Source organism: Rudanella lutea DSM 19387 (genome assembly GCF_000383955.1).
GTDB lineage: Bacteria > Bacteroidota > Bacteroidia > Cytophagales > Spirosomataceae > Rudanella > Rudanella lutea.
Map to the genome: position 1 here is coordinate 5,054,577 of NZ_KB913013.1, position 26,453 is coordinate 5,081,029.

Consider the following 26,453-nt stretch of genomic DNA (forward strand, 5'->3'; position numbering starts at 1 on the left):
TGGGTCAGGAGGTAAGCGGGTCTGAAGAAGTAAACCGTAATTTCTTTACAAACTTAATGCTCCCCGCGTTCCAGACCGGAATAAGCCCCGTTGTATCGTCGATTCGGTGCGGGTAATGCCGTTCCAGGGTGATGGGGTCGAGCCAGAATAGTTGAGGCCCCGTTTCGCCCAGCCGTTCGAAGCCCAGCCGCTCGTAACTGCGCCCGTCCGACCAGTCGCGGTCGGCATAGGTCATAATGTCGTCGGGTGCATGCGCGGTCACAAATGCTTTCAGAAGCTTATCGAGACCGCCCACCACCGTACAGCCCAGTCGGTTGGCAAACCGCACCAGTTCGTACGAGCGGTAGGGCTGCCCATCGCGCGGAATCGTGCGGGGATGGCTAAACGTAGCTACGGCAACCAGGCATTCGGGTTGTCTGGCCTGCTCAGGGGTAAGATAGTCGGGCGGAAGTACCCGAAAATAGCGCTGCGGAAGCCACAGGCCGTATTTATACTTCGACGCGGTGGCTACCTGAAGATGATTTTGTTCCAGAAATGCCAGCGCCGTCGGGCGGTCAATGCGCCGAACCTGCGTTAGCCGGGCCGGTATCCGCACCGAATCGCCCGCGAGCGCCCGTATCCGCGAGGCCACTACGGCCGGTTTCGACTGCTCGACATCGGCCCAAAGATGCACCACCAACCAGCCCTCGGCCCGCAGCCGTTCCGACAGGTCGCGGAAAAAAGGCTCGGGATCGGTGGTGAGCCGGAGCCGTTCGTACGTTGGCAAATCGACCCGGTGCAGCAGGGTGCGGGTGCCCGGAATCGGGTCGAGCACAAAGGGCGTTAGGCCGGTTGGCGGTTTGAGCCGGTTTGGGTCCGGGGGCGGGTTGGGGTTACTGGACAATCGTTGTCACGAAAGATTGAGTGGATGAAATTGGCTTCAGTTCGTCTCGGTGTACGTCTTGAAATTATTTAGAATAGCTTGCCAGCCAGCCTGTTGCATCTCGACAGGGTTCTGGTTTTCGGCATCGAACGTGGTGGTTACCTGCGTGGTGTTGTCCTGCGCATCGAAGCGGGTAGTTACCTGTCGTCCGTCGGGCATGGTGTAGGCCAGTTCCTGCCCATCTAAAACCCGGTCGTAAATAGCTTCAAAGTCGAAACCGAAGCTTCCGTCTTTGGCTTCCATACGGGCCATATACTTGCCGCCGGGCCGCAAATCGTTTTCGGCGCTGGGGCACTGCCAGTCGTCGGTGGCGAAGTTCCAGCGGGTAATGTGTGCGGGCTCAGTCCAGTAGGCCCAGACTTTGCCAATTGGGGCGGCAATGTTTGCCTGAATCGTGATTTTAGTGGATTCCATAGGGTTGTTTGGCTGTTTTTGAGTCGACCAAAGTAACGAAAGGTTTACGCATTTAAAACTTCCAGAATTGCTCGTTCTACGGGGTAGAGCTCTTGTGCGGGCCGAAAGATATTCCAGTCGGTGTGGGGCTGTAGTGGTGGCTGCGCCATAAATTTAGGCTCGGTGCCGTGGTGATCCTGAGCGGCATGAACCGTGAATGGATGGAGCAAATAGACCGTGCCGGCCTGGCCCGTAGCCAGGGCCTCGGGATGGTCTGGTAAGCAGGCTACTTGATGAGCCACTTCCAGAAACGAGAGCCCCTGTTCGCCTGCTGGTTGCAGAATTTTGGCTACGTCGCGGTGCGAACCTACCCGCACACGGGTTGGCGCATCGTGCTCGGTTACGTCTGAAAACAGAAAGAGCATCAGCAACGCGCGGCCCCGGGAGTGTATGTTGATTCGCCAGTTGAAATAATCGGTTGGGTCGTCGCCCGGAAAGCTCGCATCCACGTGCCAGCCCGTATCACCCGCCGACACCTGACTCGGAAACCGGATGGGAAAGGAGCCCAGACTCGCCCGGGGTACCCACCGGCCGGGACCGACCAACTGATCGAATGCCCGGTGTAGAACAGGCGTGTTGGCGGCCTTTTGGAATGGCTCTCCGGTCATTTCCCCAATCCGAAATACGGGCTGTGTCCATGTCGCGGGGGCTTGCGGGTCGCACGGGATTGCCTGCCACAAAAGGGTGCGGCACTGTTGGGCGATTTCGATAGGGAAAGCCTCTGCAATTTGCACAAACCCATCCCGAACGAATTGGTCAATTTGGTCGGCTGAGAGCTCGTTCATGGTGTTTGTGAGGAGTGTGACAGGTGTGCCTGATTGATACAAAGTTCTGAATGAATGAGCCCAGAACCCAAACAAGCGGCCGTTGAATTTGGGGTACGCATTCGTTTGCCCGAGTGGCTGCGCTCTTGCTATGTTATTAACCGTTCAAGTCAATGATTTTGTCGGCTTCCCGTAAGCCACTCAGGTAGGCCCCGTGAACGGTTGAGAAATAGTCGACTTCGGTATGTTCGCCTGCAAAAAACAGTCGGTTGTTTACAGTTTCGGCGAGGTCGTCAAAATGCCGCATCTCAGTCCCGACGGCGGTGTAGGAGTAGGCTCCGAGCGAATTTGGGTTCGTCTGCCAGCGAGTGCGTAACAACTGGGTTGGGTTCGGAACACCCGTGCCGTACATATCGCGTAGGTGGGCCATGATTTCGCCGGTAACTTGCGCGTCGGTCATGTTTTCGGTTTGCCGGGCATAATCGGCGTAGGCAAACGTCATCAGGCCATTGGTTTCCGGGTGAACCGTTTTCAGATTCAGAAAATAATTGAATTTATCCGGGGTTTCGGGGGTGTACGACAGGTACTGCACATTGTCCCAGAAAGCCGTGTTCCAGGTCAGCAGAAACTTGTTCACGCAGTTCATACCTATTTTCCCAATGGCGTTTTGCTTTTGAGCGGGTAGCGCGGGCGTAAATTGAATCGTATTTGCTTTCAGTACGCCCAACGGCACGGTCACGAGTACGTAATCGCTCGTGGTCACGGTGCCGTTGTGGGTCACGCTCACGTTCCTGGCCGAGTAGTCAATTTTTGTTACACGCTGATTGAGCTGAACCGACAAGCCCTGAGCCAGATAGTTGGCAATGGTATCGTAGCCATTGGTGATGATGTGGTCGACACCGCCAAATTCTTCGCCTTCATCGTAAAGTAGGGATGAGAGGGTATCCAGATCACCGCAGTCGAACGTCAGGTACGTAGAGAGTAGGAATTTCCAAAGGCGATCGTTGGCGTAGGCAGGGTACAGTTTGTTGAAAACCGTCGCAAAGCTTTGCGTGGCGCTCCCTTGCTTCATCAATGAGCCCAGGATGGTGTAAAACTCATTTTCGGCCCTGTCGTACAAAGTTGCTGTTCGTAAGGTACCGCCCACATCATACGACTTTCGGCTTTCGTCGCGGGTATGGAATGTAGTCATACCGGCCTGTTGCGCAAGTGTAGTAATCGGGTTTCCACTGATGCCGTGAATCCAACTCGCTCCCTCATCAAAAGCAACGCCAGCGCTTCGGTTGGTTCTTAAACGCCCGCCTACTTTCTCCTACGCTTCGAGCACGGTAACCGTAAAGCCTCTTTCTTTCAGCTTTTTAGCTGCAGCCAGACCCGATATGCCCGCGCCTACCACAATGACGGTTTTACCGTTGGGCGCAACCGCCGTGCCCTGCTGACACGAACTCGCCAGCAGTGAAGAGGTCCATAAAACGGGTAACCCGGTTAACGCATCCAGAATAAATTGGCGTCTATGCATCGTTTTTAAGCGTACTTAGGCCCGCTTGCCGACCCGATTAGCTTCTGAGGATTTTCTCCATGGCTTTGCCTTTCGCTAATTCATCAATCAGCTTATCCAGATAGCGAACCTGTTGCACGAGTTTATCTTCGATGTCTTCTATCCGATGTCCACAGATCACCCCCGTAATTTTCGACGCATTAGCGTTCAGGCCCGGTGCTTCGGCGAAGAAGGTTTCAAAATCGCTTTTCCTGTCGATTTGCGCTTGCAGTGCATCGGCATCGTAACCGGTTAGCCAGCAGATAATTGTATCGACCTCCGCCCTCGTACGTCCTTTTTTCTCTGCTTTTTGGACGTACAACGGATAAACGCTCGAAAACAGCATGCGGTAAATTCGAGAGTGATTCATGGTGTTCCAGATTTAGACATTAAAAAACCCATTCCTTTATTAGCGAATAGAATTCAATCGCTAATTCGTCGCACAGAATCGTTGGAGGATTTGCATAGCTCTCTCTGCATCTTTCTTGTCGACAAAGAGATGGTCATGAAAATAGCCCGCGACTACGTTACAACTGATGTTTTCAAGGGCTAAAGCTCCCGAAAAAGCAGCCGTTAACCCCACTGCCTCCAGCGACGAATGGACCGTCAGCGTAATCCAACTGGCGATGTACGAATATTGAAATTTGTAGGTATCAGCTACTTCTTTTGCCAGGATTAAGGTAGTTCCTTCGGCCTCCTGGAACATCATCAGGCAGTCGGTAGGCAATACTTGACTCAGATTCTGAACGGTGCAAAACACGTATTCGCCTGCATTCAGCCGGGGCTTCATTGATTTTAGAAGTACATCAATGTTTTTCTCTCCTGAACTGATTAAGCTATCATTCATACTGGTATCCAGGGTTTCTACTTTACTTGAATCGGCACCCAAATCGCTTCTTCGGAAAGAGGGTCGTTGTTTCTGTAGGCTTCGCCCAGCACTTCAAAATGGGGCCGGTTGTCGAGGATGTAGGCTGAGTTAGGGAGCCACACACCAAGGATGTACTGGAAAATTGAGGAATTAGTGCTTGAGCCTTTGTAGTCGAAAACGGCATACAGGCCTCCCGGCACCACAAAGGTTTCCAGTTCGTTGGGTACCTGATCGAAGTGGGTTACCTCAACGGCTGCCCACCGTTCAAATTCGTTGGCGGGGTCAAAGTGGACAAAATGGGAAGGCGGGTAAACGACGAGCGAAATAAGGTCATTCGATACGCGATGGTTTATTTCAGGGAGCCTCGGCCTGAAACCCCGCCATAGTTCGCCTACTGTGTAGTTGGCGAGGCTCATCGTCAGCCGTTTACCAACCAGTTTCTTTTCGGTTGCTGTCTCTATTCTTGGCTGTATCGTGTGCAACTGCATGAGGCTAATTATTTTTCTATTTCCCACCCACCCAATGGCTTTACAGTCCCCGTATTCGGACTGCCATTTTGTTCTTTTCGTCCGGCAACCCGCGCCCTGAGGACACTCCCGTGAAGCGCGCCCTGTTTTAACGTGTCGTCTATATTCGGCAGCGGTACTTTCAGGCGTCCGCCAGTAGGAGCGTTTATCTGGCCCGCGTAGTGCCCCATATCAACGTAAAGAAACCGTTCGTTGGCAGGTCCTTGCGCATAAGGCCCGTAAAAGGTAAGCTCCCCCGTTCGGTTCTCTTTCAGGGTAAGCTCAACCTCAAAACAAAGATCGTCAGTACCAGCTAGTTGCTTTTGGACAGTTTCATACTTAGTGCCACTCCCTTTTTGCAGACCATACATAAGGCCAGAAACTGGTTTTTGGATACTAATTCGGATCGTAATTGTTTGTTCTCCCATGGTTATGGTATACCAAGAAGTAGGTTGTATGAAAACCAGCTTATTAACCCACAATATCTGCCAATCCTTTGAACAGGTTCAGCGGATATTCGGCCCAGCGGTTGCACAAATACAGGTACCATTCTTTGCCATATACTACATACATACGGCAGGCATAGCCTCTGTCTTTAAAAAGGGTAAGCGCTTCGTTGCCGATACCGAGCAACCGCTCCAGTACATAGTTGGTGGCTTTGTATTGGTCGATAAGCTTCACCGCTTCTTCGTGTATTTTCTCGTGATGGGAGGCAATAGAGCAGGGGTGGTTTTTCGAAAGTAGTTGATCCACATAGTGCAGATAGACCTCGTCAAGCTCATTGCCTCTCGGCATTGACTGGTTGGCGGGCGTATGGTAGGCCCCTTTCACCATCCGAATACTACCCGGTAATTGGGACAATTCCGTGAAATCATCTTTAGTCCGGTAGAGATACGCCTGTACGGTGATGCCCAGATTTGAATGGGTTTTCAGTGTCTCTTTATAGATGTCAATAATCGAGTCGGTTCTGTCTGTTCCTTCCATACTGATTATGACTTCTTTATCGGCCTGGGCCGCCTGTGAACATATCCGCCGTAGGTTATGCTTCGCCAGGTCGTTTGACACGAGCATCCCGATATGTGATAAATCTAACGAGATAGAGGAGTTCAGCTTTTCCTCGTGGATAGCGCTGGCGAGGTTCACAAACTCATCCGTTGCCTCATTCGCGTCTTTTTCCGTACGGATGCTCTCGCCCATGTAGTCGGTAGTCACCGAGAAACCATCACGGTTTAGCTGTTGGATCGAGAGAATAGTCTCCGCCAATGTCTCTCCGCCGATGTACCGATTGGCCGCTTTTTTTAAGGTCTTGAAGAGTTTCTCGTTTGTAAGTATAAAGTTTTTAGCCTCTTCATTCAGGGCTGCTTTTTTTAGTGCCTCTGCTCCAATGGTCAATAAATTATCCACTTGTTTTGGCTCGTATTTGAATGGGTTCTCTATTTTTTTTCTCGTTGTCAACGCCAAAGCCTGTCTGTTCTCAGCTAAGCGTTTCTACTACGAAATCCGGCTCCAGTTGTTGTCTTTGCGGTTTTTGAGCCGGTCCAGATGGTTGCGGATAGGCGTGTGCTGTGGCAGCACGAGGTGTGGGTCGAGGTCCAGAATCTGCTGCGCCGACTCGCGGGCGGCCGTTAGCACAGCTCCGTCTTTCGCGAGGTCGGCAATCATCAGGTCCATGATACCGCTTTGAGCCGTGCCGGTGAGGTCGCCGGGGCCGCGTAGCTGCAGGTCGACGTCGGCAATTTCGAAACCGTTATTGGTCCGTACCATGGTTTCGAGCCGGGTGCGGGTATCGGTGCTGAGTTTGTAGCCCGTCATCAGGATACAATACGACTGATCGGCCCCCCGGCCCACGCGCCCGCGCAACTGATGCAGCTGCGAAAGGCCAAACCGCTCGGCGCTCTCAATCACCATCACGCTTGCGTTGGGTACGTTTACACCTACTTCGATGACCGTAGTGGCTACCAGAATCTGCGTTTCGCGTTTCAGAAACCGCTGCATTTCGTCGTCTTTCTCGTAGGGCAGCATCTTTCCGTGGAGCATACCCACCTCGTATTTCGGCCTTGGAAACGCCCGCTGAATACTCTCAAACCCATCCATCAGGTCTTTGTAATCGAGCTTCTCCGACTCCTCAATGAGCGGGTACACCACATACACCTGCCGCCCTTTTTCGAGTTCGGTACGCATGAAGCCAAACACCTCGGCGCGGTGTTTGTCGTACTTATGCACGGTCTTGATCGGTTTGCGGCCAGCGGGCAACTCGTCGATGATCGAGAGGTCGAGGTTACCGTAGAGGGTCATGGCGAGGGTGCGCGGAATAGGCGTGGCTGTCATGACCAGAATATGGGGTGGTACCACCGGGTTTTTGGCCCACATTTTGGCCCGTTGCGCCACCCCAAACCGGTGTTGCTCGTCAATAATGCACAGGCCGAGATTTTTGAACTGAACAGCATCTTCGAGCAGGGCGTGCGTTCCGATGAGGATATGCATTTTGCCCGACTGTAGTTCTTCGTGGAGTACCACTCGCTTCTTCTTGTTCGTGGAGCCGGTCAGAATACCGATGTTCAGGCCCATGGCTTCGGCAAAATCTTTCAGACCATTGTAGTGCTGATCGGCCAGAATTTCGGTGGGGGCCATCATGCAGGCCTGCGCCCCGTTGGCAATGGCGAGCAGCATCGAGATAAAGGCCACGATGGTTTTGCCGCTGCCCACATCGCCCTGTAGCAACCGGTTCATCTGCTTACCCGTGTTGCAGTCGGTATAAATTTCGCGGAGTACGCGCTGTTGTGCGCCTGTGAGCGGAAACGGCAGCAGGTGCTCGTAAAAGTGCTTGAGGAGGCTGGTATTTTTAAAAACCGCACCCGGAAACTCCTCTTTCTGAAGTAGTTTGTTTGATATGAGCCGTAGCTGATTGTAAAACAGCTCTTCAAACTTTAGCCGACGCATGGCCTGCTTGAGCCACGCCTGATTTTGCGGAATGTGAATATTCCAGAGGGCTTCGGCCTTGCTGATGAGCCGGTATTTTTCAATCAGTTCGGCGGGCAGGGTCTCGTGAATGTGCTGCCACGAGCTTTCTAGCAGCGACCGCACCGCCCGCGAAATTACCTTGCTGTCGAGTTTGCGTTTGCGGAGCTTGTCGGTCAGGTTGTACACGGGTTGCATACCCGTTTCGAGCTCCATAGCCGGGCCTACCGGGTCGAGTTCGGGGTGGACAATGCTGTACCGCCCGTTGAAACCCTGCGGTTTGCCGTAGGCTACGTATTCGCCGTTGGGGCGCAAAGATTTTTCGAGCCAGGTAAGTCCCTGAAACCAAACCAGCTGCATGGTGCCGGTACCGTCGGTGAAGTTGGCGATAATCCGTTTTTTACTACCCTCGCCCTCCACAACCCAGTCGCGCAGCCGCCCCCGAATCTGAGCGGAAGGTAGGCTTTCGTCCAGTTCGTTAATCGTGTAAAAGCGCGTACGGTCGTCGTACCGAAAGGGGTAATACTGAATCAGGTCGCCATAGGTGAAGATGCTCAATTCGGTATTGAGCAGTTCGGCCCGCTGCGGTCCTAACCCCTTGAGGTATTCGATTTTGGTATCAAAAAAAGACTTCTGCTCAGTCATGGTGTCAGGGCTAAAGCCCCTTGTGGTTATAACACGGAGATGTCCAGAGAAAACGCAGAGTTTTCTCTAGGCTTTCTACCTATTTCTCTGTGCAACTCCGTGAACCTCTGTGCATCTCTGCGTCATAGCATTAATAAGGCTTACAGCTCGTTATAGATTTAAAACGCCTTCAGCCCTACTTTAACGATTCAGAAAATAATCCCGAAACTCGGCCATTTCAGCCTCTTCGTTCGCTACATACTTTTCAAATATTATATTGCCCCCCTGCTTTTTCAAGGCCGAAATTCCTACGTCGATCAGGCGTAGCCCCTGTTCGGTGAGCAGAATATTGTCGAACGCCAAACCGCCCAGATTAGACGGCCGTTTGAGGCTGCGATGCACAAATCCCGCTCCGTGCATGCCCCGTAGCTCGTCTTCAAACACATCGAGCCAAAGCTCCTTGACTTCAACCTCAATTGTGTTGGCAAAACGCATCTTCTCGGCCTCTGATCCTATATCAGAACGAGTATCACCCGTGTAGAGTTTGGCCACTTCGGTTTACGATAGCACGATTACCGTGTTATTCGCACCAGAAGAGAGTCGACGGGGATATTTCATTTCCGATAATCCAGCGCGGGTTTACGGTTGCCAAGTAGGGCTTCGTAGTTGAAGTCGGTTCCGCCACGGGCCTCCAGCCACTCCTGCCGGGCTTTCTGCAAAAGAGCCGGGTTTTGGTATAGCTCCATGGCCGTCAGTGCGAGCGTTTTGGCTGCTACCATCATCCCTTTGGTGCCAATGCCGGTGGCTCCGGCGGCTACGGCCTGCCAGCTATGGGCCGCTGTGCCCGGTACCCACGTTGCCGCGCTCATGCCCACGGTGGGTACAGCCCAGCTAACGTCGCCCACGTCGGTAGAACCGCCACTCAGCGGGTCATTGCTGATGCCCGCAAACGGGGCTACGGTGGCCGCTTCGCCCGGTTTCCGGATCGAGCCAAAGGCCGCCCCGAAGCTCTCACTTAGTTTTTCGGCAAACTGCGTTTCTTCGGGCGAGTACGTTACACCACCTACTTTGCTCAGGTTCTGGTGCATTACCCGTGCCAGCGACTCCACAGGTAACAGGTCAAACACGCCCCCGATAATTTCGACCTCCATTTTGGTTTCGGTGCCTAAAGCGGCTCCTTCGGCGGCTTTCATAATCCGGGCCCAAACCTGCTTCAACGTATTCCGGTTTTTATGCCGACAATAGTAATAAACCTCGGCATAGTCGGGAACCACGTTCGGAGCCTCACCCCCGCGCGTGATCACGTAATGCACCCGCGTATCCGACGGAATGTGTTCGCGCATCATGTTGACCATGTAGTTCATCGACTCCACGGCGTCGAGTGCCGAGCGACCCCGGTCGGGTGCAGCCGATGCGTGGGCCGAAACGCCCCGGAACCGAAATTTTGCCGTGATATTGGCCAGAGAAGTAGAAGGGTCGGCACTGTTGCGGTCGGCAGGGTGCCAGTGCAACACAGCGTCGACATCGTTGAACAACCCGGCCCGCACCATGTACACCTTGCCTGAGCCGCCCTCTTCGGCAGGGGTTCCGTAGAGCCGGATGGTTCCTTTCTGGCCGGTTTGCTGCATCCACTGCTTCACGGCCGTAGCGGCCGCTACCGAGCCTGTGCCAAACAGGTGATGCCCGCAGGCATGGCCGGCCCGCTTGCCCTCGACGGGTTTGCGCTCAGGAACGGCATCCTGGTTGATGCCGGGCAGGGCGTCGTACTCGGCAAGAATCCCGATCACGGGTTTTCCGCTGCCATACGTAGCCACAAAAGCGGTCGGAATTTCGGCGACGCCGGGCGTGACCGTGAAGCCTTGCTTTCGGAGTTCGTCCTGCAACAGGGCCGAGCTTTTGGTCTCCTGATAGCCCACTTCGGCCCAGTCCCAGATTTGCCGGGCCAGGGTGCCATAGTGCGACGTTTGGGTTTCTAAACTGGATAAAACGGTCTGTTGTTGTTTAGTCAGGGTGGGGGGTGTTTGCGCCAGCACCGACAGGCTGGCTACCGACAAAGCAACTAGTGTGTGTAAACTGTAGCGCATTGTGTTGGGGTTAACAAGAGAACATCTCTGCTCAAATTTAACCAATTTTGTGGCATGATTCTGCTGGTAGTGCCCTTTCTGTGGGTTGATGGACTAACGCTTTGGCCGTTCGTATTGGTACGTCGGCCCAACCCCAGGGCGGTGTTGATCAATCATGAACGTATCCATCTGCGGCAGCAGCTGGAGCTTGGTCTTGTGGTGTTCTATCTCTGGTATCTGTTCGAGTACCTCTACCGGCTGTTTCAGTACGGCGATCATTACACGGCCTACCGAAATATCAGCTTTGAACGTGAAGCCTTTGCCAACGATCAAAATCTGGATTACCTGACTGCTCGCCGAGTATTCGGGTTTTGGCGGTATGTACGGCTGGGCGAGTGGCAAAAAAGACGCTCCTGACCAAAAAAATGTCCCCGTCGGCACGCGGCCAACGGGGAACACAAACTACATACCTATGATTGGTGGGTGTGGATAACGATTTTTACAGACCCGAGCCGTCGGCTTTGCCCCGGTTAACGGCGTAGCTGCCAATATTTTTGCCGCAAATCAGGCCCGTTTCGCAATCAGACCGGAAGTGAATAAGGCCGTAAATCCGCGAAACCGAAGCCTCCGTTGCTTTGTCCATAAACTCCTGCGACCGTTCGGGGAAAATGTAGCTCAGTACCGTGGCTGCAGCCCCCGAAAACGTGGAGTGCCCCGACGTGTATGAGGGGAAGTTGGGTAAACCCACCGACGTTTTTACGCCAAACTGCTGCGGGCGTGGTGTGTAGTAGTAGAACTTAGTCTCCCAGCAACATACCCCTGCATCCTGCAAGGTAGTACCTAACAGGGCGAGCGTCCGGGCCATCCGAACCTCACTGAACCGGGCTTCGTGGGCCGCGTTGGCCGCAATCCGGTGCCAGTGCCCCGGTGGGGTGTAGCTACCGGCACCGTCGGCCCAGTAGTTGGCAATGCGGGCCTGCTCGCGGGTCTGGTTCTTCTGAATCTCTTTTAGCTCATTCAGCTCTTTTTCAAACTGGGCCGTGCCGGGTAGGGGTGCCGCGCCGGGCCGCAATTTAACGAGCGTGGCCCGGTCGAAATTCCAGGTCGAGACAGCCCCGTAGTTGGGGAGCATCGGCGGGCGGGCAGGCGACTCCTGACTTAGCCAGATTTGGGTTTGGCCCCGGCTCTGAGCCGCTTCAATCATACCGGCGGTGAGGCTTTGGTTATTGGCCGCACTCATGCCGTCGGCACGGGCGCGGGTCATCACCTGCGCGGCTACCTGCGTGCCCAGGCTGCTACCAGCAGTCAGGTCGCTTTCTACGTTCATACCGGCCCATTGGCGGCTGGCTGCGTGTTCGGCTACTTTGGCGTCGATGAAAGCAACCTCGCCCGGAAACATCGCTTTGAGTACTACGGCCGAGGCCGCAGCCACTACTGCATCTTCTGAGGGGTAGCTGGGCAAGGCCGAAACGGGCAGCGCTACCCGGATACTGGCGTCCACTTTCGAGGGAGCCACCCGCTTGTAGAGGTATTTGTAGTGCCAGGTAGCCACCAGCGCGTCGTACTGGGCCACGCTCAGGTAAGCCAGGGCCCGCGCGGTGTAAGGCGGGTTCGCAAATGGAAACCGGGGGTCAGCGTTTGGGTTGGCCGGATCGGGTACGGGGTACGTACCAGCCGCGTTAGACGCTGGTGGCAGGTTATATTTGGCGGCCAGTTCACGGGCAATTTCGTTCCAGCGGTACACGGCACCCGCTCCCCAGTACACCACGGCTTCCTGCTGGGCGCGGGTCAGCTCGGTCGATTTGGCTTTGAGGGCACTCAGTTCGGCGGCATACGCGGCCGAGGTGGTAGCAACCGGGGCCGCTACGGTCACAGCCGTAGGTGTGCTCAGTACGTAGGTTTTCCAGGTGCTCGCCTTATCGTCGAGGTTAGCGGGCGTGTAGCCTACCCGCAGGGGTTCTTCAATGGTTTTGTCGCAGCTGGTCAGCAAGGCCGATGAGGTGGCCGAAACGACGCTTATGAGGAGAAATTTGTATATCGATTTCATGGTAAAATAAGAGTTGAGCCGGGGGCATACGTCTGCCCGTGTGCTCCCGGCAGTGCGCGATTACAAACCGCCAATCTGATACAACAGGCCCAGCGTGTAGCTGGTAGCCTGCCCCATGTTACGCCCGGCCACTGCGTAGCCAATACGGGCGTTGACACCAATGTGCCGGGGCTGTAGCTTACCATACCAACCGACCGTGGTGGCCTGCATGTTGTTGGTTGGGAACGGCATATCGTTCCGGCGAATATCGTCGCCACTCAGGTTAGCCATCCGCTCGGCAAACACCTCGGTTTGCCATTTCTGGCGCAGCACACCTACCCGAACGGCGGCATCGTACCCGTTAGGCACCTGTACCTCGTTGGTCTGGTGTAGCCGCTCGTTAGCGTAGTACGAATCACGGTCGACCCGGATATTGCTCCGCCAGTTGTACGAGCCGTGTGCTGTCAGGTAAAGGCCCGTGCGCGGGTGGGTATAGTTGACCAGCAGGCGGCTCGTGACGGTGCGTGCGCCCAACCCTATCGACATGGGCAGAAAATCGGGTACGTACCGGCTGGCGGGCAATGAGCCGCCTACAACTCCGTGCAGCGATAGGCCCTTGTGTTCGGCGATTCGCACCTTTAGCCAGCCTGATAAATCCCCAAAGCCGCGTTGACCCATCAGGTTGCCGGCCGATGTTTTGGTCCAGACATAGGGGAGGCTCAGAATCAGGTTTACCCGGTTCGAAAGCCCAATGGCGGGCATCAGCATGGCGCTTTGGGTGGTGTGCGTACCGATGTTGAAGTTCTCGCGTTTGAGCGAGCCCTCCCAGTATTCGTTCCAGGTACTCTGACCGTACATACCGGCAATACAAGCCGAGTTTTTAGGCATATAAATGGCGTCGTGAGGCATTTGTGCCCAGGCAGGTAGCCCCGTTAACAAGGCTCCGGCTACGACAAGCAGACGTAAAATTTTCATGATGTTAACTCAGAACCAGCGTGATACGTTGAACGAGATGAGATAGTCGGCAAAGGCCGCGTCGCCATGGCGTACACCCAGCGGGTCGAGCCGGTCAGCATAGCTCTTGATGCGGTTGCGCACTATGGCTACGGGTACCGTGAGCCCGGCCGAGTAATGGCCCTTCATGTAGGCCAGTCCGGGCTCTACCGATACAATGTAGCCGGGCCGCCGAAAGCCGATGCTGCTTCCGATGGCGTCGTTGGCGGGAACGCCTTCAACCCGGCCGCCCAGCATGACCGAAAGACCTGGCACAAACCGCAGCGACTGACTCAGCCCAACCCGGGCCGCAAACTGATCGGCTACCGAAAACTCACCCGTGACCAGATCAATCGTGGTGGCTTCGGGGCTCCGCACTACGCCGTTGGTAGCGCGCGGATTGAACAGGTAAAACCCGTTGGCATAGGCCGTGAGGCCGCCCGTCAGTTGGGCATAACCCTGCAACTCGACATTGGCACCAACTCCGCCATCGCCCAACTGAATGGACTGATCCACGGGTTTCACAATCGTGTAATCCGCACCTTCTTTGGTGCGCCGGTGAAACGAGTCTGTTACGCGGAAGTTGCCCGTTGGGAGTTTCACACCCAGCCCGACAGCAAGGTTAGCCTTTGGCAGAGCCGCCGGGTTGACGACCCAGTAGCTCCCCGAAATGCGCAGGTCGCCGATACCTTGCGAGCCCGTATGGAATCGTTTCTGCTCGGGGTTGGCGGCCACGGCGTTTCCGTAGTGTTCGTATAGCGAGGAGCGGTCGTTGTATTGCACCGGCAGATTGACCGAAATAGCCCAGCGGGGGTTGGGCATGTACGTAACGCCCAGATCGAGCGCGTGCGACACGTTGATTACCTGCGTACCTTGCTCAACGCGCTGTTTTTGCTCTTCGGTGCCTACGAAATGTTTGTACGACCGGAAGAACCGGTAGCCTGCCGAGACCTGCCAGGTGCCGGCCCGTTGTTTGAAGTATTCAGACGAGCTTACGCCAGCCGGAGCCGCGCAACTCATGTGACGAACGGCCACGCAGCCCTGTGCTGCCGCCGGGGTATACGGAATCAGGCATAGAGCCAGCAGCCCTATACATGGTATAGAAAATTTCATGATCTGAGGGAAATAGATGAATAATGAATCGTGCACAATGGATAGTGCACAAGGCCAAACAGATAATGCACAAAGCCAGATGGGCAATGAAATGTGTGTAATGAATAGTGGCGACTAACCCTTAGGGTGGCCAGCTACTTCATTAAACATTGCTCATTACGCATTGTACATTACGCTATGGTCCCTCAGATTTCGGGTGGGGGCGAAAACACCGGCAGAGCGCGGTGCATCAGCATAACGGGCGCCTGGGGAATCCGAATGTCCTGGCGCCAGTCGTATAAGAAGAAATGGAGAATGGTGCGGCTGTTGAGCGAATAGTCTTTCAGCAGGAGCTTGAGCCACCCACTCGACTTCCGGCTCGACTCCGACTGGGTATTGATCGTGTCTTTCAGAAACGAAAGCAGATCGCGTTGCCAGAACGAAGCCTCTTTGTTCTCAAGGCCGCTGATAAACAAGATATTGTCGCGAATTTCGACGCTCACCACATCGTAGTAATGGTCGTGGTAAGTGAAGCCCTCGCGAGTGGCTTCGTGCAGGTCGGCGGGGTCGTGCGGGCCGTCGAGCGGAATCTGAAACTCCACCAAACTATCCACCGACCGGTACACCGTCAGGCGCTGGCTCAGATCATGCTGATCCTGCCACCACGAGCCGATGGCGACAACAACGCCCCCCAGCGAGTGGTACAGCAGCAAGAGCAGCAAAGAGAAGCCGAGCAACCGTTTCATGACTAATTTTTAAACCAAATCAACACAAAGCTACTAAAGCAAATTGGCAATACAATAGGATTTAGCCTATATTAGTTATAGTCTAAGCTATTTCGTTAATAAGGCGGTGTCAGCAACCAGACGCCCAGATTCTCCAAAGTGAAGTTGGTTGACCAGGTTATTTGTGCCAGATGCAGGTGGCGATGATCGCCCGCTTTGTTCCGAATCAAATCCTGATAATTGTACCCAAGCTCCAGTTTCCCGAGCTGATTACCAAAGTTATACCCAATGCCACCGGATATCCAGTTTTCGCCGTAAAACGCATTTTTTGAGCTAACAGGGCTGTTTCTGGCGCCTGACAAACACAGAAAGGCTTCGTTGGAAACCGATACAAATGGCCCTTTTTTCTGCTCTTTCGGATTGTACAAGGGTAGCGTAAACCCAACGTGATACCGAAATAGCTGGGCGTACGACCACTGCTTCGTTTTCAGATTCAGCGGATAACGCTCCTCGTAACGGAGTCGGTGAGTCAGGCGCCCCTTGCCAAGCGGTAAACTGCTTACTGCCTGAGCCCACACGCGATTTTCGTTTACATACAACCCGAATAGGTGATGCCTGACGTGTGCATAACCGATGCCAAGTTGTGTGTTGGGCGTCAGTTTGTAATGCAAACTGGGTTGTAGGTAAAGCTGTAAGTCGCTGGTTGGGAAGTACTTTGTCTCGGTCGATTTGTGAAATGGGTCGACCGTGGACGAGATAAAGGCGTTGTAATTCAGTCGTTTAGATACATTGCCGGTTTGCGAGTATTGCGGAAAAAGTCCGAAATAAGTCCAGGTTTGAGCCTGTACCGATGCGTTGATGGCTAATAAAGCCGCTGCCGTGCGTAATACGTGTTTCATACACCAGAAAGATTTTCCTGGTGTCGTCAACAATAATGCCAGAGAAATGTAGGCTTACGCTATTGCTCATTACTTGCGCGACAACGCCCACAAGCCTATATACGTAAACAGGCCGTTGAGCAGCAAACGCTCAAAGCCAAACTTATAGCCTCCAAACCACTCTACCGAGTTGTTGTTGACGATAATGGTCAGGATAGGAGAGAGGATGCAGACAAACGGCACCAGATTGTCGCGCACGGGGCGCTTGGAGAACAAACCAAACGCGTACAGACCCAGCAATGGTCCATAGGTGTAGCCAGCCAGATCGAACACGGCCGTGATCACATCCTGACTGTTGAGTTGATTGAAAATGACGATCACAATCCAGAACAGGACCGAAAACCCAATGTGTACGTAGTGCTTAATGCGGGCGCGCTCAGTCTCGGGCCGGTTTTCAACGTTCATGAAGTCGATACAGAACGAGGTGGTCAGGGCGGTCAGGGCTGAGTCGGAGCTGGCGTAGGTGGCCGCCGTGATGCCCAACAGGAATGTAATGCCCACTACCGGCCCGAAGTGATTGAGGGCGAGCATCGGGTACAGGTCGTCGGTTTTGGCGGGTACCGAAATGCCTTTTTCAGTAGCGTAGAGGTACAACAAGGCCCCCAGGCTCAGAAACAGGAAGTTGACAATGGTGAGTGTAATGGTAAACCAGAACATGTTTTTCTGGGCTTCGCCAATGTTTTTGCAGGTTAGGTTTTTCTGCATCAGGTCCTGATCCAGGCCAGTCATCACGATGGCAATAAACGCACCCGAGATAAACTGCTTCACAAAGTGGCGCGGGTCGTTGATATTCTCGAAAAAGAAAATTTTGGAGTACGGGCTGCTTTGTACCGTGCTCACCATCTCGCCAAAGCTCAGATTAAGTTCGTTGGTGATCAGAATGATGGTGAGTACCACGGCCGTCACCAGAAATGTAGTCTGAAGGGTGTCGGTCACAATAATGGTCTTAACTCCGCCCTTGAACGTGTACAACCAGATGAGCAGAATCGTGATGGCTACCGACACTTCGAACGGAATGCCAAATGCGTTGAAAATTGCCAGTTGCAGCACCTGAGCCGCCACGTAAAGCCGTACTGCCGACCCCACCGTGCGGGCCAGCAGAAAGAACCCCGCCCCCGTTTTGTACGACCAGAACCCAAACCGTTTTTCGAGGTAGCCGTAAATCGAAATGAGGTTCATGCGGTAGTACAACGGCATGAGCACGGTGCCAATCACGTAGTACCCAACAATGTAGCCCAGTACCACCTGGAAGTAATTGAAGGCCTTAACTCCTTCAAAGCCTTTCTGTAAGGCTCCTACGGCACCCGGTACTGAGATAAACGTAACCCCCGACAGCGAGGTGCCGATCATGGCAAACGCTACCAGATACCAGGGCGATTGCCGGTTGGCCGTAAAAAAAGTATTGGTGTCGGCCCCGCGCGAGGTGTAGTACGACACCGCAATCAGCATGGCAAAATAGGCAATCAGAATGATGAGTGCGATGGTAGCATTCATGGAGGTAAAAGCAACTTTTTGTACCCGAAGTGGGTTAATTTAGAGAAGGTTGACCCCTCAGAAACCGAGTATTTTCTGCCGTGGACAGCTGTTAAATTCTCGTCTTTGGAGAGCCAAAATTGCGTAAATTTGTCCAAACAAAGTCGATTTTCAATCTACGAACTTAGTTCCTATGTTGCCTTTTGAACAAAATGAGGTTGAGGTTCTCGAAGACGTTGTCGAGACGGATGTATATCATTTGGTTGTTTTCAACGATGATGTAAACACGTTCGATTTTGTCATCGATACCCTCATCGACGTGTGCGAGCACACGCCCGAACAGGCCGAGCAGTGCACGCTCATTATTCACTACAAAGGCAAGTGTTCGGTGAAAGATGGCTCCTGGGAACAACTTGTACCCATGCGCAACGAGATTTGCCGTCGGGGCCTCAGCGCCGAAGTTCTTCAGTAAATCAATTATACATGGAATTTCCATCCAAACTGGTCGAAGACGCGGTAAATGAGGTGTCGAAATTGCCGGGTATTGGCAAGAAAACGGCGCTTCGACTGGTACTCCACTTACTCAAACGCGACGAAGAACAAACCGAGTCATTGGCCAATGCGCTGATGGCTGTGCGCTCCCGCACCCAATACTGCCGTAAATGCCACAACCTCTCTGATGGTGAGTTGTGCGGTATTTGTGCCAGCAACCGGCGCGATGGGTCGATCATTTGCGTGGTCGAAGATACCCGCGATGTACTGGCTATTGAGAACACGGCTCAGTTTAAGGGGCTATACCACGTGCTTGGCGGTATTATTTCGCCGGTAGAGGGTGTAGGCCCGAGCGACCTCCAGATTGACTCGCTCCTGCAACGGTTGCAGAGCGAAGACGCGGGCGAGATACGCGAGATTATCCTGGCCCTGAGCCCTACCATGGAGGGTGATACAACGGCGTTTTATCTCCAGAAAAAACTACGGCCGTTTAAGCTCAAAATTTCAACCATTGCCCGGGGCGTACCTATTGGTGGTGACCTGGAGTATGCCGACGAAGTAACCCTCGGCCGGAGTATTCTGAGCCGCATCGCCTACGAGTAAAGTACTAGAGTGTGTGGACAATTAGGATAAACTTACCCAATCCTACGATCTTTGTGGCATGAGACGCTATGAGATCACCGAGCAGGAATGGACTAAAATCACCCCTCTTCTACCAGGACAGGCAGGCTCAGCAGGCCGAAAAGCACTCGATAACCGCTTGTTTATCAACGCCGTGCTCTGGATTGCCCGCTCGGGTGCGCCTTGGCGCGACTTGCCTGAACGCTTCGGCAATTGGAACAGCAACTACCGACGATTTCGGCGCTGGGCTCAGGCTGGGGTGTGGAAACAGGTCTTTGATGCCCTGCAAGAGCCCGACCTGGATTGGGTAATGATTGACTCGACAACGGTGCGAGCTCATCAACAGGCTGCTGGGCAAAAAAAAGTAGTCTCCAGCAACAAGCATTAGGCCGCTCACGGGGCGGCTTGACCACAAAAATTCATGCTCTGGTGGATGCCTTAGGCAATCCTATCCGCATTGAGTTAAGTCCTGGCCATGCGGGTGATGCGCCTTGCGCAGCCACCTTACTGGCTGACTGTGAGGCTTTTGCTGTGATTGCCGATAAGGCTTATGATGCCGATTGGTTGCTGGAAGGGTTGGCCCACAACGGTTGTGACGCGATCATTCCCTCCAAAGTGAATCGGGTGGAGCAGCGGGTAATCGATGAGAATTTGTACGCTGATCGCAACAAGATTGAACGCTATTTTAACCGCTTGAAACAGTATCGCCGGGTAGCAACTCGCTACGAAAAAACAGCCAGCAGCTTCTTGGCGATGGTTCATCTGGCTTCAAGTATGATTTTGTTGCTCTGATTGTCCACACACTCTAGTGTGAACAAATGAGTTTGTAGGCCCCGGAAAGAGTTTTCCGGGGCTTTTTTGTGCCCGTTATGCCCGCCAGTGGAAGCAGGCAAGAGGGCTGAGTGGCTGGCTATAGGCTCGTTTTTTGGGAATACAGCCGCCGGGGGTGTTTAAAGTAGGGCGTCATTACTACATTTGCCCACGACAAGGTCTTTTCAGACGACAGAATTATTCATTACCAAAACAACTGCTTCATGAATCGCGCTGAATTTTTAAAGATTGCGTTTGCTGGTTCGGCTGTGCTTGCCACAACCCGTTCGTTTGGCTTCAATAACCCGGCCCAGGCCGAAGGGCCATTCAAACTGGCACCCCTGCCGTTCGATTCGGGAGCGCTCGAACCCCATATCGATAAAGCCACCATGGAGATTCACCATGGTAAGCACCACAAAGCGTACGTGGACAACCTCAATAAGGAGATGGCGAAGCCCGAAAACGCGAAAATGGCGAAAATGAGCATCGACGATCTCGTTAAAAGCATCGATGCCAAAACACCGGCCCCCATCCGCAACAACGCTGGTGGTCACTGGAACCACACGTTTTTCTGGAATACCATTGGGCCCAAAGGTGGTGGAGCGCCCAAAGGTGCTTTGGCCGAAGCCATCAACAAGAAGTTCGGTTCGTTTGATGCGTTCAAAGCCGAGTGGGCCAAGGCTGCGGCCGGCCGGTTTGGTTCGGGCTGGGTGTGGCTGATCAAAACGGGTAACGAAGTAGAGATTACCTCGACCCCGAATCAGGACAACCCGCTCATGGCACTGGCCGAGAAAAAAGGAACGCCCCTCATGGGTCTCGACGTATGGGAGCACGCGTACTACCTGAAGTACCAGAACCGCCGACCCGACTATGTGACGGCTGCCTGGAACGTGTACGACTGGGACAAAATCGGTAAGAACTTTGCCTAAACAGGTTCAACAGCGAGTTGCGTGTTGAAGGGGCCGCCCGATTAGCTACGTCTGGCTGAATCGGGCGGTCTTGTTTTCAGCGCGTCCGATCAGGGGTGTAACGGGCTGTTGGGCGAAGGAAGCCGGTGCGTAGCAAACCGGCACAGCTAATGAGTAAGCGGGGCCGGGTCGGGTGCAACAGGCAGGTAGACGTTGAAAACGGTTCCCTTGCCTACTTCACTCGACACGGTGATGGTGCCGCCGTGATTTTCGGCTACGCGTTTCGTCGTAGCCAGGCCGATACCCGTACCTGCGTACGTAGAGCGCCCATGCAGGCGGGTAAACAGCCCGAATATTTTCTGAAAATTGTCTTTATCAATGCCAATGCCGTTGTCAGCAACACTTATTTCGGCGTATTGTAACTGGTGACCGAGGTTCGGCTCTGGTTGGTACGGGAGTTCCTCTTTTGGGAGCGTGCGGGCCGTGATCGTAACGCAGGGGGCCACTCCCGGAGCCACAAACTTGAGTGCGTTGGTAATCAGGTTCTGAAACAACTGGCGTAGTTGGGTTTCGTCGCCCGCTACCACCGGCATAGACGAACTTACCTCTACTAAAGCCCCTTTTTCCTGAATAACCAGCTCCAGGTCGCCTTGTACTCCTCGCAGAAGATCGCCTAAATTGACTGGGTAGAACGTCAGCAGGGGCGTGTTGATGCGGGAGAAACTGAGCAAAGACCGGATCAGCTCGTCCATCCGAATAGCCGCCGACTGCATCCGGGCGATCATGTCGCGGCCACCTTCATCGAGTGAGGGGGCATATCGGACATTGAGCATATCGCCAAAGGCCCGAATCTTGCGCAGGGGCTCCTGCAAATCGTGCGAGGCCACATAAGCAAACCGTTCGAGGCTCTCGTTGGACCGGTGCAATGACACGTTGGCCTGCTGCAACGCCTGCTGCTGGGCGTACTGCTCCGATACATTTTTGAAAACCGCCAGAACCATCACCACCTGCCCGCTCGGATTGCGTACCGGCCCGACGTATATCTCACACCGCAAGTTGTTCCAGTGGTCGGTAAAGTAGTGTTGCTCCCCGTCGAAAGCCGTGCTGATGTACCGCTGCCAGTCGATGCCGTATTTGGTTTCGATGGCGTCCAGAAATCGCCGACCGACCAGCTCTTCGGCCTGATTGCTGATAAACAAACCAGGTAGCTGACCATTGGCAAGGGCAATTTTGCGGAAGAAATCAACCGCGACGACGCCCATCTCGGGTACGGTAGAGGAGAGTGCCTGAAACAGTATCGAGTCGCTGAGAAGGCTTTGTTGGGTTTGTTTCCACTCGGTAATGTCGTGAAACGAAACCACAGCGCAGCGGCTGTCGTCGAGGGGCTCAATACCCACATCGAACCAGGCGGCTATCCCCGACCGGCTGATGGAAGAAAAGATCTCACGGCGCGTGGGTTGCCCGGTACGAATAGCCCGCTCAATGTCGGACCACAGGGGGAAATTACCAGCGTCGGGGAACAGATCGTGCGCAAACCGCCCGGTCATTTCTTCTTTGGAGAGGCCAAACAGGCGTTCGGCCTGCTGGTTGGCCAGTTGGATCAGGAGCCGGGTAGCAGCCCCGCCCTGTTTTACAATTTCGTACACGAGCAGACCATTTGGAACTTTGTCCATGGCTTTCTGCCAAAGCGAGTGAGGGGTTATGTCGGCTCGTGTCGAGTGGTTATTCATACGTTGAAGAGCACACTGGCGTCGGATACTAATTTTGTAAAATTACAACGGGCGGAAGCAATGTGCTTGTAAACTTATTCAATAGTCCATTTAGGTTACGCCCAATGAGATGCAATGGATCATCGTTTGGTTTAAAAACTGAAGTTGTTGTAATTTCGTCTAAATAATAGTCTGGAATGGATAATCAACAACTATACGACGAGATCCCCTCGCTTGATCTGGCGGATTTCACCTCTGGAGACCCCGCCCGGAAAGCGGCTTTTGTGCAGGCACTCGGCAACGCATTCAATAATATCGGGTTCGTAGCGGTTAAAAATCACGGACTTACCGACGAATTAACGAAAAATCTCTACGATTCGGTACAGGAGTTTTTCAAGGCCGATGATGCGGTCAAGAAGAAATACGAACATCCCGAACTCAACGGACAGCGCGGGTATGTAGGTAAAGGACGCGAGCGTGCCAAAGGCGCTACCGTCGCCGATCTGAAAGAGTTTTACCACATTGGTCAGCCCGAACCCGTGGGCGATATGCCCGCCAACGTATTGCCCGAAGAATACCCGAACTTCGGCAAATACACCATCGAAACCTACCGTACGTTGGAGAATACCGGGCGGCAGCTGCTGCGGGCCATTGCGATCTATCTCGAATTGCCCGAGAACTACTTCGACGATAAAGTATCGAACGGCGACAGCATCCTGCGGGCGTTGCATTACTTTCCTCTCGACCCCGTCACTACACCCGACGGTGCCGTTCGGGCGGCTGCACATGGCGATATTAACCTGATTACGCTGCTGATGGGAGCCTCGGCCGATGGCCTAGAGGTACTGCGTCGGGATGGAAAATGGATTGCCATTACGGCCCTGCCCGACCAGATTATTGTCAACGTGGGCGATATGCTCGACCGGCTTACCAACCACAAACTGAAGTCGACGATTCACCAGGTTGTGAATCCACCCCGCGAAAAAATGGCGACTTCTCGTTACTCGATTCCGTTTTTCATGCACCCCCGTGGCGATATGGACCTGACCTGTCTGGAGTCGTGCATTGATGCCGAACACCCGAAACTGTACACCGACATGACAGCCGGTGAGTTCCTGAACGAGCGCCTGATTGAGTTAGGGCTCAAGAAGTAACGTATTCTGTTGCCAAACCTGCAAGCCCGTCGGTTCATACCGTTTTCGAGGCCTTGCGGGTTTGGCTTTATTACAGGTTTTGTCGGATTCCGGTTTATATCTGACTACTCTTTCCGCCTGCTTCCAGCCCACACGGATGCGCTACGAATGATCAACTACCTCCCTCATCTGAAGCCGGTGCGCAAGATTCGGTACATCATCTTTTTGAAAGATGTGTTGATTCTGGCGTTGACCACCTTCGGGGGGCCGCAGGTGCATCTGGCCATGATGTTTGATCGGTTCGTGAAAAAACGGGGCTACCTGACGGAAGATGAACTGATGGAGTTAAACGCACTTTGTCAGATTTTGCCGGGGCCTACCTCCACGCAAACTGTTACGGCCCTGGGGTTCAAAATTGGTGGGCCTAACCTGGCGTACCTTACCCTTCTGATCTGGTGCCTGCCCGCCGTGGCTATCATGACCGCCTTCGGTATGATGGTGGGCTATTTGCAGGAAGAGCATCAGTCGCTGCGATTTGCCCGATTTATTCAACCCATGGCGGTGGGGTTTCTGATTGTAGCCGGGTACCGAATTGCCCGCAAAGTCATTAAAACCCAGAGCGGGCTGATGCTGGCTATTCTGGCCGCGCTAACAGCCTACGTTTTCCGGTCGCCCTATGTGACCCCAGTCGTGATTCTGGCCGGAGGCCTTACCACCGCCCTCACCTACGAAAAGCAGACGGTGATGGAGAAAAAGCCCATTCGGATCGAGTGGGCCAATTTTTTTCTGTGGCTCGGTGTGCTGGTTGGGGCGGCTATTTTGGGGGCCGTAACCCAGTTACTGCCGGTTCGGTTGTTCGAAAACTTCTACCGTAACGGCAGCCTGGTGTTTGGTGGGGGGCAGGTGCTTACGCCCATGCTCTACAATGAGTTTGTGGCGTTTAAACACTACCTCAGCCGCGAGGAGTTTTTGTCGGGTTTGGGTATGGCGCAGGCCATTCCGGGGCCGGTGTTTGCGTTTGCCTCGTACGTGGGGGCGCTCTCGATGCGGTCGGAGGGGACGTACGGACAACTGATCGGTAGTGCCGTATCCACGGCGGGTATTTTTCTGCCCGGTACGTTTCTTATCTTCTTTGTGTACCGGTTCTGGAATCAACTAAAGCGGTACCGGGCGGTGCGGGCCTCGCTCGATGGCATCAATGCCGCAAGCACCGGGCTCACGGCGGCAGCCGCTTTGGCCCTTTTTGAGCCAATGGCCCCCAATTGGCCGATGGTGGCTACCGTGCTGGGTACAATTCTGGTGCTCGAACTCACCAAACTGCCCCCGTTTCTGCTCATCATGGCCGGTTTGGTGCTGGGTGTTTTGTTGTAACGTTTCTTCGCTCGCGTTCCTGTCGCGCTGTCAGGGCTCTGACCGCTATTCTTCACGTTTGTCCAACTCCCCGGCAATCAGATTCCGCAGAGCTTCATGTGGGCGCGGGGCGGCCATCGGTAGGGTAGGCCGGGGGGCCTTGGTATGGGGCTGATTGCTCAAATAGTTTGTTTTCACCTGCTGCTGCTCGCCTTCGCTCAGGGTTCGGCGGGCTACGGCCCCCTTCTGGAAACCGTCGGTGAAATTGGCAATTCGGCTATCGGTCTGAGCCAATCGACATTCGGCCAGCATGTCGTCGATTTCTACATGCAGAGCCTGCTGCCGGGCCGACAGTTCGGCCGGGTCGGGGGTGAGGGCCAGTTCGTGTTCCAGCACCGCCTTGCGCGTGAGGTGCCCCGCCAGCATCGACTCGGCGGGTTCGAGTTCCTGTTGTACCCGGCGCAACCGCTTCCGGATTTGGCGCAGCCGCCAGTCGGCCTGGAGCCAGCGAAACCAAAAGGCCGATAGAACCGGTAGTCCAATGCCCAGACAGACCGCCCCCGCCAACGCAAACAAGAGCCCACTGAGGACAAACGAAAGCAGAGCCCACGGGCTATTCACCAACGTCAAATTCAGCTCACTCGATTGTTGAAGTTGTTTTTCAATCCGGGCGAGCAGGGCTGGGTCGGCTGCAACGGCGCCATCACCATCGGCCGAAAGGCTGCTTTGCTGCATTTGTCGGATCGATTTGTTGATGGCCGATTTGAGCTGGTCGGTACGGTAAGCTTCGTACCGAAACCACCCCAGAACGGCCAGGGTCAGCATTGCGAAGATGGCCAACCCGATCTTGAACCGCCCGTACCGACGCCCTTGCCCAACCGGGTCGCGCTGATAGGGTTGCTCCACCAGCCGGTCGTAAGCTGGTTTGAGCAGAATGGATACCATAGCCAACCCCACGGCAAAGGCCCAGGCCTCGGTAGTGTTACGGATATTGAGGGCGTAGGCCACAATCTCGTGGGAGATAATCAGGTCGCCGGCCAGAAACGAAATCCCTGCCACCAGAAACAGCAAGCCCGCCAGCAATGAGTATTCGGGCGTGTGCTTGGCCCGGCGCTGCTGAAGTTCGGTCCGTTCGGTCAGTAGGGTGTCCCGCTCGGCTTCGAGCCCCTCAACCCGCTTGGCGGCTACGCTCACATGTAGCAGGTGCTCCTGCAACTGAGCAAACGCCGTTTTGCGGGCAACCGTTGCCTCGCCCAACTGCCCCTGAATCTGCTCGATCGTGGCCCGTTTCTCGGCGATGCGCTCGTTGAGCCAATCCAGATTGACCTGACTCGACAGATAGCCCTCGTAGGCGTCGGGGGTGACGCCCTCAACGCCACTGCTGTAGCCATGCTGAAAGTCAGGTTGGTTCGTTGGTTCCATGCGTAGGGTTTCTTTCGTTGGTTTTTAGTTTTTAGCGGCCGGCGTTCCGGTTTCTGGTTTTTAGTG

At 54.2% G+C, this 26,453-nt stretch carries 26 protein-coding genes and 1 pseudogene; 7 read left to right on the forward strand and 20 right to left on the reverse strand.

Annotated elements, in window-relative coordinates; all coding sequences use genetic code 11:
* Positions 1-4 precede the first annotated feature (4 nt).
* The 12 genes and pseudogenes from RUDLU_RS27880 to RUDLU_RS0120840 form a co-directional block, all read right to left on the reverse strand.
* Entirely contained in the window at positions 5-883 is an 879-nt protein-coding gene (locus RUDLU_RS27880; RefSeq protein ID WP_019990359.1) for a hypothetical protein, read from the reverse strand.
* A gap of 36 nt (positions 884-919) precedes the next feature.
* Positions 920-1,336: an SRPBCC family protein gene (locus tag RUDLU_RS0120790; protein ID WP_019990360.1), complete on the reverse strand. Its 417-nt coding sequence runs from the start codon at positions 1,334-1,336 to the stop codon at positions 920-922.
* Between the two features lie 44 nt (positions 1,337-1,380).
* On the reverse strand, positions 1,381-2,160 hold the full coding sequence (locus RUDLU_RS0120795) for a phytanoyl-CoA dioxygenase family protein (protein WP_019990361.1): 780 nt from the start codon (positions 2,158-2,160) through the stop codon (positions 1,381-1,383).
* 136 nt (positions 2,161-2,296) lie between these two features.
* Positions 2,297-3,658 (reverse strand): annotated as a pseudogene (locus tag RUDLU_RS27885) (flavin monoamine oxidase family protein).
* A 37-nt stretch (positions 3,659-3,695) separates the two neighbouring features.
* Complete coding sequence (locus RUDLU_RS0120805; RefSeq protein WP_027303258.1) at positions 3,696-4,046, reverse strand: DUF2200 domain-containing protein; 351 nt, start codon at positions 4,044-4,046, stop codon at positions 3,696-3,698.
* Positions 4,047-4,106: 60 nt separating this feature from the next.
* Positions 4,107-4,523, reverse strand: a complete 417-nt coding sequence (locus tag RUDLU_RS0120810; RefSeq protein ID WP_019990365.1) for an ACT domain-containing protein — start codon at positions 4,521-4,523, stop codon at positions 4,107-4,109.
* A gap of 17 nt (positions 4,524-4,540) precedes the next feature.
* Positions 4,541-5,032 (reverse strand): GyrI-like domain-containing protein, encoded by a 492-nt coding sequence (locus tag RUDLU_RS0120815; protein ID WP_044129584.1) that lies wholly within the window; start codon positions 5,030-5,032, stop codon positions 4,541-4,543.
* Between the two features lie 8 nt (positions 5,033-5,040).
* Positions 5,041-5,478, reverse strand: coding sequence for a DUF5990 family protein (locus RUDLU_RS0120820; protein WP_019990367.1), 438 nt, complete (start codon positions 5,476-5,478; stop codon positions 5,041-5,043).
* Between the two features lie 43 nt (positions 5,479-5,521).
* The gene (locus RUDLU_RS0120825) at positions 5,522-6,505 is read right to left on the reverse strand and encodes a proline dehydrogenase family protein (protein ID WP_245581697.1); all 984 of its coding nucleotides are present in this window, start codon (positions 6,503-6,505) and stop codon (positions 5,522-5,524) included.
* A 36-nt stretch (positions 6,506-6,541) separates the two neighbouring features.
* Positions 6,542-8,653 (reverse strand): ATP-dependent DNA helicase RecG, encoded by a 2,112-nt coding sequence (recG, locus tag RUDLU_RS0120830; RefSeq protein ID WP_019990369.1) that lies wholly within the window; start codon positions 8,651-8,653, stop codon positions 6,542-6,544.
* Positions 8,654-8,833: 180 nt separating this feature from the next.
* Positions 8,834-9,184, reverse strand: a complete 351-nt coding sequence (locus RUDLU_RS27890) for a hypothetical protein (protein WP_052316752.1) — start codon at positions 9,182-9,184, stop codon at positions 8,834-8,836.
* Between the two features lie 62 nt (positions 9,185-9,246).
* Entirely contained in the window at positions 9,247-10,716 is a 1,470-nt protein-coding gene (locus RUDLU_RS0120840; protein ID WP_027303261.1) for an amidohydrolase, read from the reverse strand.
* Positions 10,717-10,770: 54 nt separating this feature from the next.
* On the opposite strand from RUDLU_RS0120840, the gene RUDLU_RS0120845 reads away from it, so the two are divergent.
* The gene (locus RUDLU_RS0120845; protein ID WP_019990372.1) at positions 10,771-11,112 is read left to right on the forward strand and encodes a hypothetical protein; all 342 of its coding nucleotides are present in this window, start codon (positions 10,771-10,773) and stop codon (positions 11,110-11,112) included.
* Between the two features lie 82 nt (positions 11,113-11,194).
* Here the strand turns inward: RUDLU_RS0120845 and RUDLU_RS0120850 are convergent, their stop codons facing one another.
* The 6 genes from RUDLU_RS0120850 to RUDLU_RS0120875 all read right to left on the reverse strand — a co-directional run bounded on the left by RUDLU_RS0120850 (position 11,195) and on the right by RUDLU_RS0120875 (position 17,963).
* Positions 11,195-12,742 (reverse strand): phosphatase PAP2 family protein, encoded by a 1,548-nt coding sequence (locus tag RUDLU_RS0120850; RefSeq protein WP_019990373.1) that lies wholly within the window; start codon positions 12,740-12,742, stop codon positions 11,195-11,197.
* A 60-nt stretch (positions 12,743-12,802) separates the two neighbouring features.
* A complete protein-coding gene (locus RUDLU_RS0120855) occupies positions 12,803-13,696 on the reverse strand; it encodes a hypothetical protein (RefSeq protein WP_019990374.1) in 894 nt (297 codons plus the stop codon).
* Positions 13,697-13,705: 9 nt separating this feature from the next.
* Complete coding sequence (locus RUDLU_RS0120860; RefSeq protein WP_027303263.1) at positions 13,706-14,827, reverse strand: TonB-dependent receptor; 1,122 nt, start codon at positions 14,825-14,827, stop codon at positions 13,706-13,708.
* A gap of 185 nt (positions 14,828-15,012) precedes the next feature.
* Complete coding sequence (locus RUDLU_RS0120865) at positions 15,013-15,552, reverse strand: hypothetical protein (protein WP_019990376.1); 540 nt, start codon at positions 15,550-15,552, stop codon at positions 15,013-15,015.
* Positions 15,553-15,647: 95 nt separating this feature from the next.
* Positions 15,648-16,430, reverse strand: coding sequence for a DUF2490 domain-containing protein (locus tag RUDLU_RS0120870; protein WP_019990377.1), 783 nt, complete (start codon positions 16,428-16,430; stop codon positions 15,648-15,650).
* 69 nt (positions 16,431-16,499) lie between these two features.
* Entirely contained in the window at positions 16,500-17,963 is a 1,464-nt protein-coding gene (locus RUDLU_RS0120875) for a sodium:solute symporter (protein WP_019990378.1), read from the reverse strand.
* A gap of 172 nt (positions 17,964-18,135) precedes the next feature.
* Here RUDLU_RS0120875 and RUDLU_RS0120880 point away from each other — a divergent pair, with 172 nt between their 5' ends.
* The 4 genes from RUDLU_RS0120880 to RUDLU_RS0120900 all read left to right on the forward strand — a co-directional run bounded on the left by RUDLU_RS0120880 (position 18,136) and on the right by RUDLU_RS0120900 (position 20,794).
* Positions 18,136-18,414 (forward strand): ATP-dependent Clp protease adaptor ClpS, encoded by a 279-nt coding sequence (locus RUDLU_RS0120880; RefSeq protein ID WP_019990379.1) that lies wholly within the window; start codon positions 18,136-18,138, stop codon positions 18,412-18,414.
* An 11-nt stretch (positions 18,415-18,425) separates the two neighbouring features.
* On the forward strand, positions 18,426-19,037 hold the full coding sequence (gene recR / locus RUDLU_RS0120885) for a recombination mediator RecR (RefSeq protein ID WP_019990380.1): 612 nt from the start codon (positions 18,426-18,428) through the stop codon (positions 19,035-19,037).
* 58 nt (positions 19,038-19,095) lie between these two features.
* Positions 19,096-19,847 (forward strand): IS5 family transposase gene (locus tag RUDLU_RS29380; protein ID WP_152127412.1). Its coding sequence is split into 2 segments (ribosomal slippage): positions 19,096-19,432 and positions 19,432-19,847, totalling 753 coding nucleotides; the frame shifts between segments, so codons are not numbered across the junction.
* A 242-nt stretch (positions 19,848-20,089) separates the two neighbouring features.
* Positions 20,090-20,794 (forward strand): superoxide dismutase, encoded by a 705-nt coding sequence (locus RUDLU_RS0120900; RefSeq protein ID WP_019990381.1) that lies wholly within the window; start codon positions 20,090-20,092, stop codon positions 20,792-20,794.
* A gap of 146 nt (positions 20,795-20,940) precedes the next feature.
* On the opposite strand, the gene RUDLU_RS0120905 is transcribed toward RUDLU_RS0120900, so the two are convergent.
* Complete coding sequence (locus RUDLU_RS0120905; protein ID WP_157580312.1) at positions 20,941-22,503, reverse strand: PAS domain-containing sensor histidine kinase; 1,563 nt, start codon at positions 22,501-22,503, stop codon at positions 20,941-20,943.
* A 176-nt stretch (positions 22,504-22,679) separates the two neighbouring features.
* On the opposite strand from RUDLU_RS0120905, the gene RUDLU_RS0120910 reads away from it, so the two are divergent.
* Together RUDLU_RS0120910 and chrA are read left to right on the forward strand one after the other, a co-directional pair.
* Positions 22,680-23,636, forward strand: coding sequence for an isopenicillin N synthase family dioxygenase (locus tag RUDLU_RS0120910; protein ID WP_019990383.1), 957 nt, complete (start codon positions 22,680-22,682; stop codon positions 23,634-23,636).
* A 147-nt stretch (positions 23,637-23,783) separates the two neighbouring features.
* The gene (chrA, locus tag RUDLU_RS0120915) at positions 23,784-24,986 is read left to right on the forward strand and encodes a chromate efflux transporter (protein ID WP_019990384.1); all 1,203 of its coding nucleotides are present in this window, start codon (positions 23,784-23,786) and stop codon (positions 24,984-24,986) included.
* A gap of 45 nt (positions 24,987-25,031) precedes the next feature.
* Here chrA and RUDLU_RS0120920 read toward each other — a convergent pair whose 3' ends face one another.
* Positions 25,032-26,387, reverse strand: a complete 1,356-nt coding sequence (locus tag RUDLU_RS0120920) for a hypothetical protein (RefSeq protein ID WP_019990385.1) — start codon at positions 26,385-26,387, stop codon at positions 25,032-25,034.
* Between the last annotated feature and the right edge of the window lie 66 nt (positions 26,388-26,453).